Raw genomic sequence first — 16,184 nt, 5'->3', positions numbered from 1 at the left:
TTGCTACAGGGTTCCGCTTGCCGCCGGCAAGGCTACGACGTCGGCGGCCCGCACCGCAAGGGGGACGATCTCGCCGTCGCGCACGTCGGCAGATTGCGGCAGGTGCGCCACCAGCGCATCGCCGTCAGTCGCGCAAGGCTGGAGATGGCAACGGTAATGGGTGCCGAAGAACGCACTGCCGGCGACCCGCGCCTCGCCGAGTGTGAACATCGGACCATCCGATTTGTCGGCGCCGCGAAAATGCTCCGGCCGGATGGTGAGCGTGATTGCATCGCCGGCCTTCGGCGCTCTCGCGGTGAAGTTGGCGGCAGGAAGCGCCAGGTTGCCGAGCGAGGTTTCGACCTCAGCCGACGATGCGTCGGCGGTCCGCACGCGACCGGAGACGAAATTGACCTCGCCCATGAAGCTCGCCGAAAACAGCGACCGCGGCCGCATGTAGATCTGCGACGGCGGACCGAAATCCTCGATCCGGCCCTGGTTCATGACGACGATCCGGTCGGCGATCGCCATCGCCTCCTCCTGGTCGTGGGTCACATGCACGAAGGTGGTGCCGACCCGCTTCTGGATCGCCTTCAGTTCGTCCTGCATCTGGCGGCGAAGCTTCAGGTCCAGGGCGCCGAGCGGTTCGTCGAGCAACAGCACTTCGAGGTCGACGGCCAGCGCGCGGGCAAGAGCCACGCGCTGGCGCTGGCCGCCGGAGAGTTCGTGCGGCCGCTTGCCGGCGGACGCCTTGAGGCCGACAAGATCGAGAAACCCGAGCGCCTTTTCGTCCCGCTCGGCCTTGCCAAGACCGCGCATCCGGAGCCCGAAGCCGACATTGTCGACAAGCCGCATATGCGGGAACAGCGCGTAGTCCTGAAACATCGTCGTGGTCGGGCGTTTCGCGGGTGTCACGAAGGTCATGTCGCGATCGCCGATCACGACCCGTCCGGAGCTTGGCGACAGGAAACCGCCGAGGATGGAGAGAAGCGTGGTCTTGCCGCAGCCCGAGGGCCCAAGCAGCACGATGAACTCCCCTGCCCGGATGTCGAGCGAAACCCTGTCCAGCGCCGTGAAGTGGCCGAAGGTCTTGCTGACGTTTTCGATCGAGACGGGAGCGGTCATTGTTTCTTCGTCCTTCCGAACAGGGAAAACTCCAGGATCAGCAGCAGCGCCACCGAGGCGAGAAAGACCAGCGAACCGATGGCGTTGGTCTTGGGATTAAGGCCGGAGCGCAGCATGCTCCAGATCTCGACGGGCAAGGTCACGTCGAAGCGCGACAGCAGGAAAGCGATGATGAACTCGTCCCAGCTGAAGGTCACCGACAGAAAGAAGGCGGCGAGAATCGAGGGCATCAGCATCGGCGCGGTCACCAGCGCCATCACCTTGAAATCATTGGCACCCAGGTCGCGCGCCGCTCGCTCGATATTGATCTGGTGATCGCCCATCGAGGCATAAATGATCGCGAAGCAGAGCGGCAGGTTGATCACAACGTGACCGATGCCGACTGTCAAAAGCGACAGCGGCATATGCAGCGCGTTGAGCAGCGCCAGCAGCCCGAGCGCGATGATGAGATAGCTGACCGTCATCGGCGCGATCAGCAGGCCCCTTTGCAAGGCCGAGCCCGGCAGCTTGTAGCGCGCCAACGAATAGGCGGCGAGAAAGCCGAGCACACAGGAGACCACGGACGAGCAGATGGCGACCAGCATTGAATTGCCGAGCGCTGCCATAAGCTTGCGGTCGACGAAAACAGCCTCGTACCACTGAGTGGAAAAGCCGTTGAACGGTGGCACCGGCAGGCGCCCGTCCTGGAAGGAGAACAGCACGAGTACCGCGACCGGAAGGAAGATGAAGGCATAGACGATGGCGAGGTAGGCCCAGGACACGCCACTGACGAAAACTCTGCGCAGCATCAGGCCCTCTCGATCTTCAGCCAACGGGCGCACAGCACATAGGCGACGGTGACCGCCAGCATGAGAATGATCGACAGCGCCGCTGCCATCGGAAAATCGGCGCGCCGGCCGAGCTGCAGCATGATGATCTGCGGCAGAACCAGCTCGTTGTTGCCGCCGAGGATCTGCGGCGTGACGTAATCGCCGATGCAGAGCACGAAGGTGAGAAATGCGCCGGTCATGATGCCGGGCAAGGTCAGCGGCAGGACCACATGCCAGAACGTCTGGAAGGCGTTGGCGCCAAGATCGGCGGCCGCGCGCCGATAGTTCGGCGAGAGCTGGATCAGGTTGGAGTAAATGGTCAGCGTCAAAAGCATCACGAAAAAATGCACGAAGCCGATCACCGTCGCCGTTCGTGTACTGGCGATCTCCAGCGGCTCGGCGATCAGCCCCAGACCCGTCAGCATCTGGTTGATAACGCCGTTCTTCGACAGCACGAGCAGCCAGGAATAGGAGCGGACGACATAGGAGGTCCAGAACGGCAGGATTGCCAGGATCAGCGCCATGCGCTGAAACCGCTTCGGCACGCGCTCGGCAATGATCCAGGCGAGCGGATAGGCGAGTAGCACCGAAAGCACCGTGACGATGACCGTGATTTCCAGCGAATTGACCAGACCCTGCAACAGAGCGCTCTCGGAGAAGAAGCGCAGATAGTTGTCGAGATTCCAGACGCGGACGATCTCCCGCCCTTCGCGCTTCCAGAGGCTCATCGCCGCCATGAACAGGAAAGGAACGACGAAGAAGGCGAGCGTCCACAAAAGTGCAGGCGCGGCAAAGCCCCAGGCTTTCCGGCGGTCGGCATCTTCGAGAGTTGTCGCAGTCATGAAAGCTCCAGATTTGCGCGCCCACCACGACAAGGATGGTGGGCGCAGTTCAACGTCCCGCCTGGCGGCGGGGCGGCGATCGGGCTGCCCGCGCGGGGCGTTACTGCTGCAGCATTTCCGTCCAGGCATCCTGGAACTGCTGATCCAGTTCGGTGGACGGGATCGGATAGAGCTGCGTCTTCTTCAGGTATTCGGCCTGTTCGTTGAAGCGCAGTGCCGCCTTCTGCTGGTCGGTCAGATGCTCACCAGCCTTGCTGTTTGCCGGCATCGCCCAGTAGCAGGAGGATGTTGCAAGCCGCGCCTGGCCTTCGGGGCTGACGATGTACTGCACGAATTTCAGCGCCAGATCCTGCTTGGACGAATCCTTCATCACGCCGATCGACTGCGCCCAGCGCACCGCCCCCTGCTCCGGAATCGTCCAGTCGAGATTGGGTTTGTCGGCCGAAAGCACCGCGGTGATCCACTCGCCGCCGCCGACCAGAATATCGACCTCGCCCGTTGCCAGCGCCGTCTGCGAGGACACGACGTCGCTGACCTGCTTCGACATGGCGCGCATCGCCGCCAGCTTTTCCTTGATCGCCGGCATGTCCGCCTCGGTCAGTTCGGCGGTCTTTTTGCCAAGCCCAAGTCCGACAAGCCCGATCATCGGCAGGTAGTAGTCGTAGAGCGCGATGCGCCCCTTGTACTTGTCCGACCAGATCACCGAGAGATCCTGCATGTCCTTCGGATCGACCTTGGATTTGTCGTAGGAGATGGTGTTGTAGCCGAACTTTTCCGTGACGGCATAGGTCTTGCCGTCCTTGGTGTTGTTGGCCTCCATCCGCACCTCGGGGAAGATGTCTGATGTCGGCAGGGCATCGGCCGGCATTTCGGCGAGCAGATCGAGATCGATGGCGCGGTGCACGTCGACGCCGTCGATAACCAGCACGTCCCAATCGCCCGGACGGGACTGGTCGAGGATCGAGAGCGCGGCACCGGTGCCTTCATAGACCTTCAGGTTGACCTTGACGTCGTTGGCCTTCTCGAACGGCTCGACCAGGGCCGGATCCGTGTGGTCGCACCAGACGAGCGCGTTGAGTTCTTCGGTGGCAAAAGCCGGTGCCGGTGCCGAGACCAGCGAAGTGGCGACGATCGCGCTTGCGGCGACCGAGGAGAAGAATCGGCGCTGGTGCGCGCCGTCACGAACTGACTGCATCATGCTGTTGCCCTCTTGTTCTGACGCTCGTTTCGGCGTCTTCAAAAAAAGATTGAATGAATTCATTTTTTAAGTCAATCTCAATTTTGAAGGCATTCAGAATTCAAGGAAACGCATATGACAGGTCTGCGCGCACGGCAGAAAGCCGACCGGAACAGACGTATCCTGGACGCCGCGGCGGTTCTGTTTCGCGAGGTCGGCTACGACAGCGCCCGCATCGAGGACATCGCCGAACGGGCCGAAGTTTCGGTCGGGGCCTTCTACAATTACTATGAAAACAAGGGCGACATCCTGGTCGCCACCGTCTCCATGGAAGTGGAGGAAGTTCTCGCCGCCGGGCGCACGATCGTCGACAATCCCCCCTCCTCCGTCGAAGGCGCGCTGGAGGCCTTGATCGGCCAGTACTATGATCACTCGCTCGTCTATCTCAGCAAAGAGATGTGGCGGACCGCCATGGCAATTTCGATCCAGCAGCCGGAAAGCCCTTTCAGCAAGCGCTATACCGAGCTTGATCGCCGCCTGTGCGGCCAGGTCTCGACGCTCATTCAGAAGCTGCAGTTGAAAGGTGTTGTGGCGCCGGGCATCGATTCCGAGGCCGCAGGCGAAATGTTCTTCAACAACCTCAATATGATGTTCATCGAATTCGCCAAGCACGAGGCGATGCCGCTCGACGAGCTCAAGGCACGCGTCAGCCGGCAGAACCGACCGCTCGCAACGCTGATTGCGGCGCCATAATTCAACCCGGACAATGAAGAGAATCTTGATGCAAGACTCCGAACACACGGTGCTCGCCGCCGCCGATCGGCTTGTCGCGGCCTTTGCCCGCCATGACCGTACAGCCTATTTCTCAGCCTTCGCGCCCAATGCCACGTTCATCTTCCACAATCTCGATCGGCCCTTGCGCAGCCGGGCCGAATATGAGGCGGAATGGGCGCTATGGGAGACGCGCGACAGCTTCCGGGTCCGCGCCTGCCAGTCCAGCGACCGGCACGTGCAAGTGATGGGTAACGTTGCCGTATTCACGCACGGCGTTCGAACCGAGGTTGAAATCGGTGGCGAGCCGCTGACGTCGGAAGAGCGGGAAACGATCGTATTTGAGCGGGATGGGACGGGCGGCTGGCTGGCGGTCCACGAGCACCTGTCGCGCGCCGGTTAGCGGCCCTAAAGTTCGTCTTAGAGCGCGCCGATGACGACCGCGGCAATGAAACAGAACGCGGCGACGAAGGCGATCGCGTGCGGAAACAGGATGATGGGCGAGCGGCGCGGCGGGGCTGCCACGTAAAACGCATATCGGGACTGGATTGTCGGCTTCGCAGCGTTCATCGCGTCTCTCCGTCGTTCGGGCCGGAAACAGGCCGGCAATAGCCATGTTCTCCGATATTCTCGATTGAGTTTATAGATATTATTTTCTGCATTCCACCCCGAAAGTAAAAAATCGGTCCGCCAAGTGGCGCCGTCAGTGCCGATTGCGGTCGCGCTCCTGCACGTGCCTCGACCAGTTTTCGCTGAACCATGGCGTCAGCAATGACACATTGGCATCGCGGTGCGAGCGGGTCAGCCCGCCATCCGCCTCGACGCAGGTCCAAACCGTAAACGCCGTCAGCTCGTGTTTTCCAAAGGTCTGGATGAGCGGAATGTCAGCGGCATCGCGACCACGGGCAACGGCGATGCGCCCCGCCCGGCGCGCATTGTTCTTGGCGTCGAACGTGTACCAGCGATCGCCGAGAAAAACCTCGAACCAGGCATTGAAATCCATCGGCGCCATCCTTTGCTCGGTTTCGAGGTCGGCCATGTAGCCGTTGACGTAGCGCGCCGGCATGTTCATGCACCGGCAAAGCGCGATGGCGAGATGCGCATAGTCCCGGCTGACGCCAAGGCGATCCTCATGGGCCTCGAGCGCGGTCCGCATCGCCTGGGCATAGCCGTAGCTGAACACCAGGCGTTCATGCACATAGTCGCAGATCGCCTGCACGCGCGGCCAGCCGGGCGCCGCCTCCCCGAAAAGCCTCCAGGCAAGTGCGCCCAGCCGATCGGTTTCGCAGTAGCGGCTGGCGGCCAGATAGGGCAGCGTGTTCGGTGGCAGCCTCTCGACGGGGACTGCCTGCGCCAGCGGATCGGAAACATCAGGCCTGCCGTCGTCTTCGATGACGGCATCATAGGTCAGCTTGAAATCCCCTTCCGGCGCGATCATGCGCAGGCATGCGTTGCCGTGGGGGTCAACAACCTCCTCCATCTTGACGATCGGCGAGGTCACGGGGCCGCGCTCGCGCCGGATGTCGCGGCGTTTCTCGGCAATGACGGAAAGGTAAGTCATCATCGGCGTCGGCTGGGGGCAGCGAATGCCGATCTCATAGCCAAAGCGTACAAACATCTCCGACCTCCCTCGTTCGGCAGGAATGTTTCGCAAACTCTTTTGTTCCCGAGAACGACGGTGAAAAGACCTTACCGTCGCCGATTGCAGACTAACGCAAAAGCTGAAACGCTCGGCGGCTTCGATCGGGTTCGAAATGGAGGGGACCACGGAGCGCAACGAGGCGCCCTACCGCACCATTCAGTCGCACCGGAACGACAACGCTGGCCGGCATTCCAGCCCTTCTTCCTACCGGATGGATTTTATGCCCGAATGCGGGAGGCGACAACCGCATTCGGCGAACCATCCTCGGCCGCCAAGGACGCGGCGCCGCAATATCGCAACGCACCACCGGGTTCCCCGGCTTTCAAGTGCGTCACGTGATTGTGCAGAAAGGAAGTCCGGGTGCTGCGTGTGCGCCTTCGAGCGACGGAAAACGACCTCCGCCGCCTCTTTGTTCCAGTCACATGAAAAATCTGAAGGTGAGTTTACCAGCCAACAGCATCCTTGAAGGAATACCACCAGGAGCCAATCGTCGAGTACTGGGCGCGGAACATCCGTCCGCCCGGGAACGGATACCAGGGCAGTTTCTCGAACATGTCGAAGCGTGTCGCATCGCCGTCGATCGCCTCGGCAAGCGTGCGTCCGAAGAGGTGGGATCCCGTCACGCCATGGCCGCTATAGCCGTGCGCGAAATAGGTGTTCGCACCGATGCGGCCCATCTGCGGCACACGGGTGAAGGAGAGCGCGAAGTTGCCGCTCCAGGCATAGTCGATCTTCACGCCCTTGAGCCTCGGGAAGACTTTTTCCAGATTGGGCTTGAGCTTGGCCACGACGTCGGCCGGATCGGTGCCGCCATAGACGGTGCCGCCGCCGAAGATCATGCGCTTGTCGGCCGATAGCCTGAAATAATCGAGGATGTAGCGCACGTCCTCGACGCACATGTCGCTTGGAATGAGCGAATGGGCCAGTTCCTCGCCGAGCGGCTCCGTAGTGATCATCTGGGTGGAAACCGGCATGACGCGCGAGACGAGCTTCGGCACGGCTTCGCCGAGATAGGCGTTGCCACAGAGAACGACGATCCGCGCAGACACTTCGCCGTCGGCGGTATAGACCGTGGGCCTTGCCGCCTCATGGTCAACCCGCGTGACCGGCGACTGTTCGTAGATCGTGCCGCCCAGGCTTTCCAAGGCGCGCGCTTCACCGAGCACCAGATTGAGCGGATGCATGTGGCCGCCCGTCGTATCCAGCATACCGCCGCAATAGGCATCTGAATTCACCAGCTTTCTGAGCGCATCGCGGTCGAGAAGCTGATGGTCGTCCATGCCGTATTTTCGCCAGAGCGTCTGCTTGGCTTCGAGTTCCTTCATATGCGCCGGCGTATAGGCGGCATAGATATTGCCCGGCTTCAGGTCGCAGTCGATCTGATACTGGCTGACGAGACGGCGGATGATCCTGCCGCCCTCCTGCACCAGCCCGCCGACGAAGCTTGCGGCATCCTCGCCGTAGCGGCGCTGGATGGTCGCAAGGCTGGCGTTCAGACCGTTGACGACCTGGCCGCCATTGCGGCCCGATGCGCCCCAACCGACCTGCGCGCCCTCGATGACGACGACCTTGTAGCCTTTCTCGGCGAGGTGGATTGCCGTCGACAGGCCGGAATAGCCCGCGCCGACGACGCAGATATCGGTCTCGACGCGGCCCTTCAGCGAAACCGGCGTGCGGATGATGTTGCGGGAGGCGGCGTAGTAGCTCGTGGGATAGCTGCCGTCGCCGGCATAGGATTTGTGGTTTGTCGTCATCATACGATTTCCAGATAGGCGCTGAACTCATAGTCCGTGACCTGCTCGGCAAAACCGGCGATCTCCTGCCGCTTGCAGGCGATCAGCATCGAGCGCAGCACGGGGTCGAAGATTTCGGCGGCAATCGGTCCTGCCTCGAAGGCATCGACCGCCTGCCCCCAATCGGCGGGAATTTTGGGCAGTTTCTCCGCCGCATAGGCCCGGCCGGTCACCGGCGCCGAGGGTTTCCATTTGTTACGGATGCCGACGAGTGCTGCGCCAAGGATCGCGGCGATGACCAGATAAGGATTGGCGTCCGCGCCGGCGACCCGGTGTTCGATGCGCCGCGCCACCGGATTGCCGCCGGGGATGCGGATCGCCGATGTCCGGTTCTCATAGCCCCAGCACACCGCCGTCGGTGCATGCGTATCCGGCCGCAACCGACGATAGGAATTGAAATGCGGTGCAAACAGCAGCGTCGTTTCCGGCATGCCGCGCAACAGCCCCGCAACGGCGTTCTTGAGGACCGCCGAGCCTTCGTCGCTGCCGTCGTTGAAGACGTTGTTGCCGTCGGCATCGAGCAGGCTGAAGTGAATGTGCATGCCGTTGCCCGAGCGTGTTCCGTAGGGCTTGGCCATGAAGGTCGCCGCCAGCCCATGCTTGCGGGCGACCCCCTTGACGATGCGCTTGAAGAAGATCGCGTCGTCGGCCGCCTTTAAGGGGTCGTCGGTGTGCAGGAGGTTGATCTCGAATTGACCGATGCCGTTCTCGGCGATCGCCGCATCCGCCGGCACGTTCTGGCGGGCACATTCCTTGTAGACGTCGGAGAAGAACTCGCCGAAATCGTCGAGTTCGTCGATCGACAGGATCGCGTCGGAATCGAGCCGCTTGCCGGTATAGGGCGAGATCGGCGGCACAGCGCTGTCGGGCTCCGGATCGATCAGGTAGAATTCCATTTCGGTCGCGACCACGGGGCGCAAGCCCAGTTCTTCGTATTCGCGCACGATCGCCGCCAGTGCCTGGCGCGGATCGGCAAGGAACGGCTTGCCGTCCTCGAGCAGCAGCCACAGCGGCACCAGAGCGCTCGGCCGCGAGGTCCAGTTGACCGGCAGGGCGCCGCGCCCGGTGACGGCGCAGATGCCGTCCCTGTCGCCGCTCGCAAACACCTGCTCGCTGTTGATGATGTCCTCGCCCCAGACGTCGACACCGACGATCGACAGCGGCATGCGGATGCCGCCGCCAAGCACCTTGGACGCCTGCTCCACCGGTACGCGCTTGCCGCGCATGATGCCGTTCAGGTCGCAGACCACGGCCTGGATGCTTTCGATAGGGCCATTCTGCTCCAGCCAGGCCTTGAAGGCGCTCGGGTCTTCCGCGTCGAGGGACATATCGCAAATCTCATTTTGTGATCACATTATCAGAAAGTTGACATAATTCAGAAGTTGGAGTCAACCTCGACTGATGCTATCAGCCCGCAAACGCCCGCGCGGCAGAAGGAAACCGCTGATTTGAAGACCCCGCCCCTGCCTCTTCTCGACCGGCCCGAAGGCATGACGACACACGACTACGCCTTTGCCAGGCTTCGCCAGGCGATCATGGTCGGCAGTTTTCGCCCGGGCACCTCGGTGACGATCCGAGGGCTTGCCGAGGCGCTGGAAAGCAGCCCGACGCCGGTGCGCGAAGCCTTGCGGCAACTGACCTCCATCGGTGCCCTGCAGTTCCTCGAAAACCGCCGCATCGTCGTGCCGCGCATCACGCCGGCCCGCTTCGAAGAGCTGATAGCACTTCGCATCGCGCTCGAGAGCCATGCCGCCCGCCGCGCCGTCGCCCATCTCTCCGAGCGGCAGATCGAACGCATCGTCGCGATCGACGACAGCATCGAAGACGAAATCCGCCGCGGCGACCAGGCGGCGGCGCTGATCGCCAATCAGGCCTTCCACCGCACGATCTACACCGCCAACCCTGACCAGATCGTCATGCCGCTGATCGAAAGCGTCTGGCTGCAGCTGGGTCCGATCCTCGGTATCGCCATGGAGCACGTCACCGAACTCTATGTTGTCGACCGGCATCGCGAGGCGATCGAAGCCCTGCGCCGCCGCGACGAGGATGCCGTTGCCGATGCCATTGCAGCCGACATTCGCGAGGGCATCGGCGGCTTCGACCAGCAGGCCGTCGCGCGCCTCCTGAAGCTCGCAGCCTGACGCGTAAGCTTCGCCGCGCTCGTGAAATTTTAGTGTGACTAAAATTTCCATTGACAAGCCGCGATCACCGCACCAAAGTTCAGAAAATACAAGCGCATAGCCCTGAAATCCTTGGCGATTTCCAGGCGCGTCTGCTTGCACCCACACAGGAGATCTTCCCCTGGGGGAAGATGTGGGATCAGAGGGGATTTCGCAGTGGATTCGCAGTCTCAGCCAGACGGTGCGGCATCGGAGCTTCCCCCGCTCGGGGATCGGCTGCGCGCGCGGCGCAAGGCCTTGAAGCTGACGCTCAAGGAAGTTGCGGATCGGGCCGATTTTTCCGTGGGCTTCATCTCCCAGATCGAGCGTGGCATCACCGTGCCGTCGCTGACCTCGCTGGTCGCGGTCTGCCGGGTGCTGAAGGTTGAGGTCGGGACGTTCCTCAACTCGCCCAGGGTGGCCACGCCGTTTACCCGCCATGACCAACGCCGCGCCTATGCGCTTGCCGGTTCGCTCGACAACAACATCTCCTACGAACGCCTGTCCGCTTCCTTTCCCGGCAGCGTTCTGCGCAGCACCGTGGTGCACACACCGCCCGGTCACCGCAGCGAGGCCATGACCCATGAGGGCGAAGAGATGTTCTTCATTCTTCAGGGCGCGCTGACGATCGAGATTGACGGTGAAGAGACCGTGCTGGAAACGGGCGATTCCGCACACTTCCTGTCGGGCCTGACCCACCTCACCTGGAACCACACCAGCGAACCGACGGTCATCCTGCACACCTGCACGATGGATGTCTTCGGCGACGCGCAGGCAACCGAAACACCGGAAGGCACCTTTGCGGTAACCCGCGCCGAGGACCGTCGCAGTGCCGCGGCCAGCCCGGGCAAGGGCACCGGATAGACCCGCCCTATCTGCGCAGCGCGTCGGCAATCGCGCCCCCAGATTTCAAGCCTTTCGCCCGGGCGCCTGCGCCCGGCGACCGCCGCGCGTCGATCGACGCCCGAACACGAGACCGGCGCGCGGCCCCTCACCTCACCAAACCCTGCCAGAACCAGAACTGGAAACGCCATGAAAGAACAGACGAAAACACGTTTCGCCGCCCTGCGCGCCAAGATGCATGAAACCGGCAGCGGGCTGGTTGCGCTCGCACCCGGATCGCACATGGATTGGCTGATCGGCTATCACCCGCACCCCGACGAGCGCCCCTGCCTGCTGCTGATCGGCCCGGAGAAGGAAGCCTTCCTGATGCCGGCGCTCAATGCCGAGGGAACGCGCGAGCATACGGATATCGATTTCTACAACTGGTCCGACGCCGAAGGTCCGCTCGAGGCTCTGACATTGGCGCTTGCCGGGATCGGTGCCGAAAAGCCGGGCCGCGTGGTGATCGACGAAACCATGCGCGCCGATTTCGCGCTGCTGCTCATCGACAATCTGCCCGACGACACCGCCCGCGACTTCACGCCGGAAACGCTCGGCGCGCTGCGCATGCGCAAGGACAGGAGCGAATACGAACTGTTGAAGATGAATGCCGGCATTGCCGACCGCGCCATGCAGGCGGCCTTCTCCAAGATCCGCCCCGGCATCACCGAGAAGGAACTGGCCTCAGAAATCCGCGCGCACTTCTCCTCCGAAGGTGCGGCACCGGCCTTCTGGATTGTCGGTGCCGGCGGCAACGGCGCCTTCCCGCACCATTCCGCCAGCGAACGGGTGATTGCCGAAGGCGATGCCGTGGTCGTTGACATCGGCGGCCGCAAGCAGGGTTTTCCGAGCGACATCACCCGCATGGCGATCGTCGGCCGTGCACCGGAAGGTTACGGCCAGATCCACACCATCGTCGAACGGGCCGTTCAGGCGGCGCTCAAGGCCGCGCGCCCCGGCGCTCTCGCCAAGGACGTGGACGATGCTGCCCGCAAGGTGATCACGGACGCCGGCTATGGCGAATATTTCGTCCACCGCACCGGTCATGGCATGGGCATCGACGGCCACGAGCCGCCCCACATCACGGCCACTTCGGAAACGGTGCTGGAAGAAGGCATGGTCTTTTCGATCGAACCCGGCATCTACCTGCCCGGCCGCTTCGGCATCCGGCTCGAGGATATTGTCATCCTGCGCGAGGACGGCCCGGAAGTGCTGTCTTCGCTGCCGCGCGACGTTCACGTCGCGCAAATATGATACGACATTCAGGTGGCGCCCTCGGGCGCCACTTTCCTTTGTCCCGGCCACGCACTCGGCCGCTAAACTATTGCGCGTAAGACTTCCTGCGGCTGTCAGACTTGCCGCTGGTCGGCCTGTTCTGCGGCCTTTGCTGATAGGCCGGTTCCCGCCTCCACTCCGGCGGCCACAGCCAGAGATAGCTGCCATAGGGCGCGCGTTTGATGCCCTGGTAATACTCGCCCTTGCCCGTGCGCATCTGCGCCTCGGCACCGCTCGTAGCAGTGCCCGCCGCGATTGCGATCGCCGCCAGTGCCACGAGCAGACGTCCTGTTTTCTTCATCTTCGAACTCCTTACTGCGCCATATCACTCCGCGCACGGCGGCCGGTCAACCGGCGCCTGTGTTTATAAGTTCGCGCTTGACCACCGTCCAAGCCTTGGTCATATTGATCAGATGTCAGACCAATTTGGCGCCAAGGGGGAGGCTGAATGACTGAACAAGCAAGAGCAGCACTTCTGCCACTGCCGCCCGCCGACCGGGCGCAGCAGGTCATTGCAGCGCTCGCCGACTACGTCCAGCAGTCGGGCCTGAAACCCGGCGATCGGCTGCCGGCGGAACGCGAATTGATGACGGCGCTTGCTGTCGGGCGCTCGACCGTGCGTGAGGTCATCCGTCATTTCCAGGCGCTCGGCGTGGTCGAGGCGCGCAAGGGCAGCGGCACCTATCTGCTGCGCGCCATCTCGGCCGCCACCGTCCATATGCCGCTGACGCTCGATACCGGGCATCTCCGCGACATCCTGCTGATGACGCTTGAAGTGCGCCGCGGCATCGAAGTCGAAGCCGGCATGGTGGCCGCGCGTCGGCACACGGAACAGGACCTCGTAACGATCGAGGAGAAGCTGAACGAGATGGAGCGCGTGCACCTGTCGAAGGGCACGTCAGGCCCCGAAGATCTCGCCTTTCACCTGGCGATCTATGATGCGACCCACAATCCGCTCTTCCGCCAACTGCTCGAGCAGATGCGCGAGGCCTTCGAGCGCTTCTGGGAAGAACCGTTCGACCGGTCGGATTTCGCCCGTCGCTCCTTTCCGTTCCACCGCACCCTCTTCAATGCGATCGCTGCGCGGGATCAGGAAGCCGCGCGCGACGAAACTCTGAAAATCCTCGCGATCGTCGAGGAAGACATCAAGGAAATGTCCAAATGAACAACGGCTTCGATCCGTTCGACAATGCCTCTTTCATCGTCGCCCACGACGAAGGCCACGCCTTCGATGCGGTCGTGCCGCCGATCGTTCAGACGTCGCTTTTCACCTTCAAGAACTATGACGACATGGTCGCGTCCTACAAGGGCGAGCGTGTACGGCCGATCTATACCCGCGGCCTCAACCCGACAGTGCGCATGTTCGAGGAGATGCTGGCGAAACTCGAAGGCGGCGAAGACGCCATCGGCTTTGCCAGCGGCATGTCGGCGATCTCGTCGACCGTGCTTTCCTTCGTCGAGCCGGGCGACCGCATCGTCGCCGTCAACCATGTCTATCCCGACGCTTTCCGCCTCTTCGGCACACATCTGAAGCGCATGAAGATCGAAGTGACCTATGTCGACGGCCGCGATGAAGAGGCCGTCGCCAGGGCCCTGCCGGGCGCCAAGCTCTTCTACATGGAAAGCCCGACGAGCTGGGTCATGGACACCCACGATGTCGCCTCGCTTGCCCGCCTCGCCAAGGAACAGGGCATCATCACCGCCATCGACAACAGCTGGGCGAGCCCGATCTTCCAGCAGCCGCTGTCGCTCGGCGTCGATCTCGTCATCCATTCGGCGTCGAAGTATCTCGGCGGACACAGCGACGTGGTCGCAGGCGTGGTTGCCGGCTCGAAGGAACTCATCGGTCGCATCCGCTCGGAGGCCTATCCCTATCTCGGCGGCAAGCTTTCGCCCTTCGACGCATGGCTCTTGATCCGCGGCCTTCGCACCCTGCCTATCCGCATGAAGGCGCACGAGCGTTCGGCGCTCACGGTGGCGCAGCGGTTGCAGGCCCATCCACTGGTCGAAACCGTCTGCCATCCCGGCCTTGGCAACACCCTGCCGCCTGGCCTTTCCGGTACATCCGGCCTGTTCTCCTTCATCTTCCGCGACGGCGTCGACGTGCGCCGCTTCGCCGATCACCTCGAACTGTTCAAGCTCGGCGTTTCCTGGGGCGGACACGAAAGCCTCATCGTGCCGGGCGAAGTCGTTCTGGCGCAGAAAGCCCAGCCCAATTCCGCGGCCGCCTTCGGCATCTCACCGCGGTCGGTACGGCTCCATGTCGGCCTGGAGGGAACGGAGGCCCTCTGGAGCGATCTTGAAGCGGCGATGTCAGCCGCTTCAGCAGGCTGACAGGAGCGGGATTAGGAAAGCGCGAACGGTTTTCCGCCCCCGCTCTTCGAATGTGGATCAACCATCAAAAAACAAAGGGAACAAAAATGAGGAAATTGATTACCGCCACTCTGCTTGCCACCCTGATGGCAGGAAGCGCACTGGCCGACACCAAGCTGAAGCTCGTCGAGGTCATCACCAGCCCCGAGCGCACCGAAACGCTGAAGTCGATCGTCGCCAAGTTCGAGGCGGCAAACCCCGGCACCACTGTCGAGATCATCTCGTTGCCCTGGGGCGAAGCCTTCCAGAAGTTCGCGACCATGGTTTCGGCCGGCGAACTGCCCGACGTCATGGAAATGCCGGACACCTGGCTTTCGCTCTACGCCAACAACGGCATGCTCGAAAGCCTCGAGCCCTATCTCGAAAAATGGGAGCACACGCCGGGTCTGACGGAACGCACGCTCGAGCTCGGCCGCGACATCAACGACACCGCCTACATGCTGCCCTACGGCTTCTATCTGCGCGCGATGTTCTACAACAAGAAGCTGCTGTCGGAAGCCGGCGTCAGCGAACCGCCGAAGACCATGGACGATTTCGTCAAGGCGTCGGAAGCCGTCTCCAAGCTGCCGGGCAAATCCGGCTACTGCCTGCGCGGCGGCCCGGGCGGCCTCAATGGCTGGGTGATGTTCGGCGCGACGATGGCCGGCAGCAACACTTTCTTCAACGAGGACGGCACCTCGACGATGAACAGCGAAGGCTGGGTCAAGGGCCTCACCTGGGTGATCGACCTCTACAAGAACGGCCTCGCACCGAAGGACAGCGTCAACTGGGGCTTCAACGAAATCGTCGCCGGTTTCTACAGCGGCACCTGCGCCTTCCTCGACCAGTATCCGGACGCGCTGATCGCCATTGCCGAGCGGATGAAGTCGGAAGACTTCGGCGTCACCACCATGCCGAAGGGCCCGAGCGGCAAGGCCTTCACCACCATCGGCTTTGCCGGCTGGTCGATGTTGTCCGGCAGCCAGAACAAGGACCTGTCCTGGAAGCTGATCGAAACGCTCGAAGGCCCTGAAGGCAACATCGAGTGGAACAAGCGCACCGGCGCACTGCCGGTGCACCAATCGGCGGAAAAGGATCCCTTCTATGCGAGCCCGCAGTTCAAGGGCTGGTTCGACGAGCTTGCCGACAAGGACGTCGTCCTGACGGTGATGCCGACCTACCTCGAAGAATTCGCCTTCTTCAAGGATTCGCTGGCGATCAAGACGACGCAGGAAGCCCTGCTCGGCGACATCACACCGACGGATCTGGCCAACCAGTGGGCGGACTACCTTACCAAGGCGCAGCAGAAGCATCTCGCCAAGAAGTGAGCCCTCGGCCGGCGGCGGGCAGAACCGCCGCCGGTCACCCGATATTAGAG

General features: G+C 62.5%; 17 protein-coding genes. 8 read left to right on the top strand and 9 right to left on the bottom strand.

Annotation, left to right across the window (positions count from 1 at the left end; translation table 11 throughout):
* Positions 1–3: 3 nt before the first annotated feature.
* The 4 genes from AC244_RS06725 to AC244_RS06710 all read right to left on the bottom strand — a co-directional run bounded on the left by AC244_RS06725 (position 4) and on the right by AC244_RS06710 (position 3,953).
* Positions 4–1,104: an ABC transporter ATP-binding protein gene (locus AC244_RS06725; protein WP_053248012.1), complete on the bottom strand. Its 1,101-nt coding sequence runs from the start codon at positions 1,102–1,104 to the stop codon at positions 4–6.
* A complete protein-coding gene (locus AC244_RS06720) occupies positions 1,101–1,892 on the bottom strand; it encodes an ABC transporter permease (protein ID WP_053248011.1) in 792 nt (263 codons plus the stop codon). Before AC244_RS06720 ends, AC244_RS06725 begins: the two co-directional genes overlap by 4 nt.
* Positions 1,892–2,755: an ABC transporter permease gene (locus tag AC244_RS06715; protein ID WP_053248010.1), complete on the bottom strand. Its 864-nt coding sequence runs from the start codon at positions 2,753–2,755 to the stop codon at positions 1,892–1,894. Before AC244_RS06715 ends, AC244_RS06720 begins: the two co-directional genes overlap by 1 nt.
* A 100-nt stretch (positions 2,756–2,855) precedes the next feature.
* Positions 2,856–3,953, bottom strand: coding sequence for an ABC transporter substrate-binding protein (locus tag AC244_RS06710; protein ID WP_152975869.1), 1,098 nt, complete (start codon positions 3,951–3,953; stop codon positions 2,856–2,858).
* Between the two features lie 114 nt (positions 3,954–4,067).
* Here AC244_RS06710 and AC244_RS06705 point away from each other — a divergent pair, with 114 nt between their 5' ends.
* Both AC244_RS06705 and AC244_RS06700 read left to right on the top strand, forming a co-directional pair.
* The gene (locus tag AC244_RS06705; protein ID WP_053248009.1) at positions 4,068–4,685 is read left to right on the top strand and encodes a TetR/AcrR family transcriptional regulator; all 618 of its coding nucleotides are present in this window, start codon (positions 4,068–4,070) and stop codon (positions 4,683–4,685) included.
* Between the two features lie 28 nt (positions 4,686–4,713).
* Positions 4,714–5,106 (top strand): YybH family protein, encoded by a 393-nt coding sequence (locus AC244_RS06700; protein WP_053248008.1) that lies wholly within the window; start codon positions 4,714–4,716, stop codon positions 5,104–5,106.
* Between the two features lie 17 nt (positions 5,107–5,123).
* On the opposite strand, the gene AC244_RS37445 is transcribed toward AC244_RS06700, so the two are convergent.
* From AC244_RS37445 to AC244_RS06685, 4 genes are all read right to left on the bottom strand, one after another.
* Positions 5,124–5,273 carry a hypothetical protein gene (locus tag AC244_RS37445; protein ID WP_202596048.1) on the bottom strand — a complete coding sequence of 50 codons (150 nt, stop codon included), beginning with the start codon at positions 5,271–5,273 and terminating at the stop codon, positions 5,124–5,126.
* 133 nt (positions 5,274–5,406) lie between these two features.
* Positions 5,407–6,321 (bottom strand): transglutaminase-like domain-containing protein, encoded by a 915-nt coding sequence (locus AC244_RS06695; RefSeq protein WP_053248007.1) that lies wholly within the window; start codon positions 6,319–6,321, stop codon positions 5,407–5,409.
* Between the two features lie 467 nt (positions 6,322–6,788).
* Positions 6,789–8,102: an NAD(P)/FAD-dependent oxidoreductase gene (locus AC244_RS06690; protein WP_053248006.1), complete on the bottom strand. Its 1,314-nt coding sequence runs from the start codon at positions 8,100–8,102 to the stop codon at positions 6,789–6,791.
* On the bottom strand, positions 8,099–9,466 hold the full coding sequence (locus tag AC244_RS06685; protein ID WP_053248005.1) for a glutamine synthetase family protein: 1,368 nt from the start codon (positions 9,464–9,466) through the stop codon (positions 8,099–8,101). The genes AC244_RS06690 and AC244_RS06685 overlap by 4 nt, the downstream gene beginning before the upstream one ends.
* Before the next feature lie 120 nt (positions 9,467–9,586).
* Here AC244_RS06685 and AC244_RS06680 point away from each other — a divergent pair, with 120 nt between their 5' ends.
* The 3 genes from AC244_RS06680 to AC244_RS06670 all read left to right on the top strand — a co-directional run bounded on the left by AC244_RS06680 (position 9,587) and on the right by AC244_RS06670 (position 12,433).
* The gene (locus tag AC244_RS06680) at positions 9,587–10,279 is read left to right on the top strand and encodes a GntR family transcriptional regulator (protein WP_053248004.1); all 693 of its coding nucleotides are present in this window, start codon (positions 9,587–9,589) and stop codon (positions 10,277–10,279) included.
* 195 nt (positions 10,280–10,474) lie between these two features.
* Positions 10,475–11,161 carry a helix-turn-helix domain-containing protein gene (locus tag AC244_RS06675; protein ID WP_082366762.1) on the top strand — a complete coding sequence of 229 codons (687 nt, stop codon included), beginning with the start codon at positions 10,475–10,477 and terminating at the stop codon, positions 11,159–11,161.
* 168 nt (positions 11,162–11,329) lie between these two features.
* The gene (locus AC244_RS06670; protein WP_082366761.1) at positions 11,330–12,433 is read left to right on the top strand and encodes a M24 family metallopeptidase; all 1,104 of its coding nucleotides are present in this window, start codon (positions 11,330–11,332) and stop codon (positions 12,431–12,433) included.
* Between the two features lie 67 nt (positions 12,434–12,500).
* Here AC244_RS06670 and AC244_RS06665 read toward each other — a convergent pair whose 3' ends face one another.
* A complete protein-coding gene (locus AC244_RS06665) occupies positions 12,501–12,755 on the bottom strand; it encodes a hypothetical protein (RefSeq protein WP_053248003.1) in 255 nt (84 codons plus the stop codon).
* Between the two features lie 147 nt (positions 12,756–12,902).
* Between AC244_RS06665 and AC244_RS06660 the strand changes: the two genes are divergently transcribed.
* From AC244_RS06660 to AC244_RS06650, 3 genes are all read left to right on the top strand, one after another.
* Positions 12,903–13,619 carry a FadR/GntR family transcriptional regulator gene (locus AC244_RS06660; RefSeq protein WP_053248002.1) on the top strand — a complete coding sequence of 239 codons (717 nt, stop codon included), beginning with the start codon at positions 12,903–12,905 and terminating at the stop codon, positions 13,617–13,619.
* Entirely contained in the window at positions 13,616–14,788 is a 1,173-nt protein-coding gene (locus AC244_RS06655; RefSeq protein ID WP_053248001.1) for a PLP-dependent transferase, read from the top strand. The genes AC244_RS06660 and AC244_RS06655 overlap by 4 nt, the downstream gene beginning before the upstream one ends.
* 86 nt (positions 14,789–14,874) lie before the next feature.
* On the top strand, positions 14,875–16,134 hold the full coding sequence (locus AC244_RS06650) for an ABC transporter substrate-binding protein (protein WP_053248399.1): 1,260 nt from the start codon (positions 14,875–14,877) through the stop codon (positions 16,132–16,134).
* Positions 16,135–16,184: the final 50 nt, after the last annotated feature.

This window comes from Ensifer adhaerens, assembly GCF_001270265.1.
GTDB lineage: Bacteria > Pseudomonadota > Alphaproteobacteria > Rhizobiales > Rhizobiaceae > Ensifer > Ensifer adhaerens_B.
Note: the sequence above shows the minus strand (reverse complement) of the source record. Positions and strands in the feature narration are given on the sequence as shown.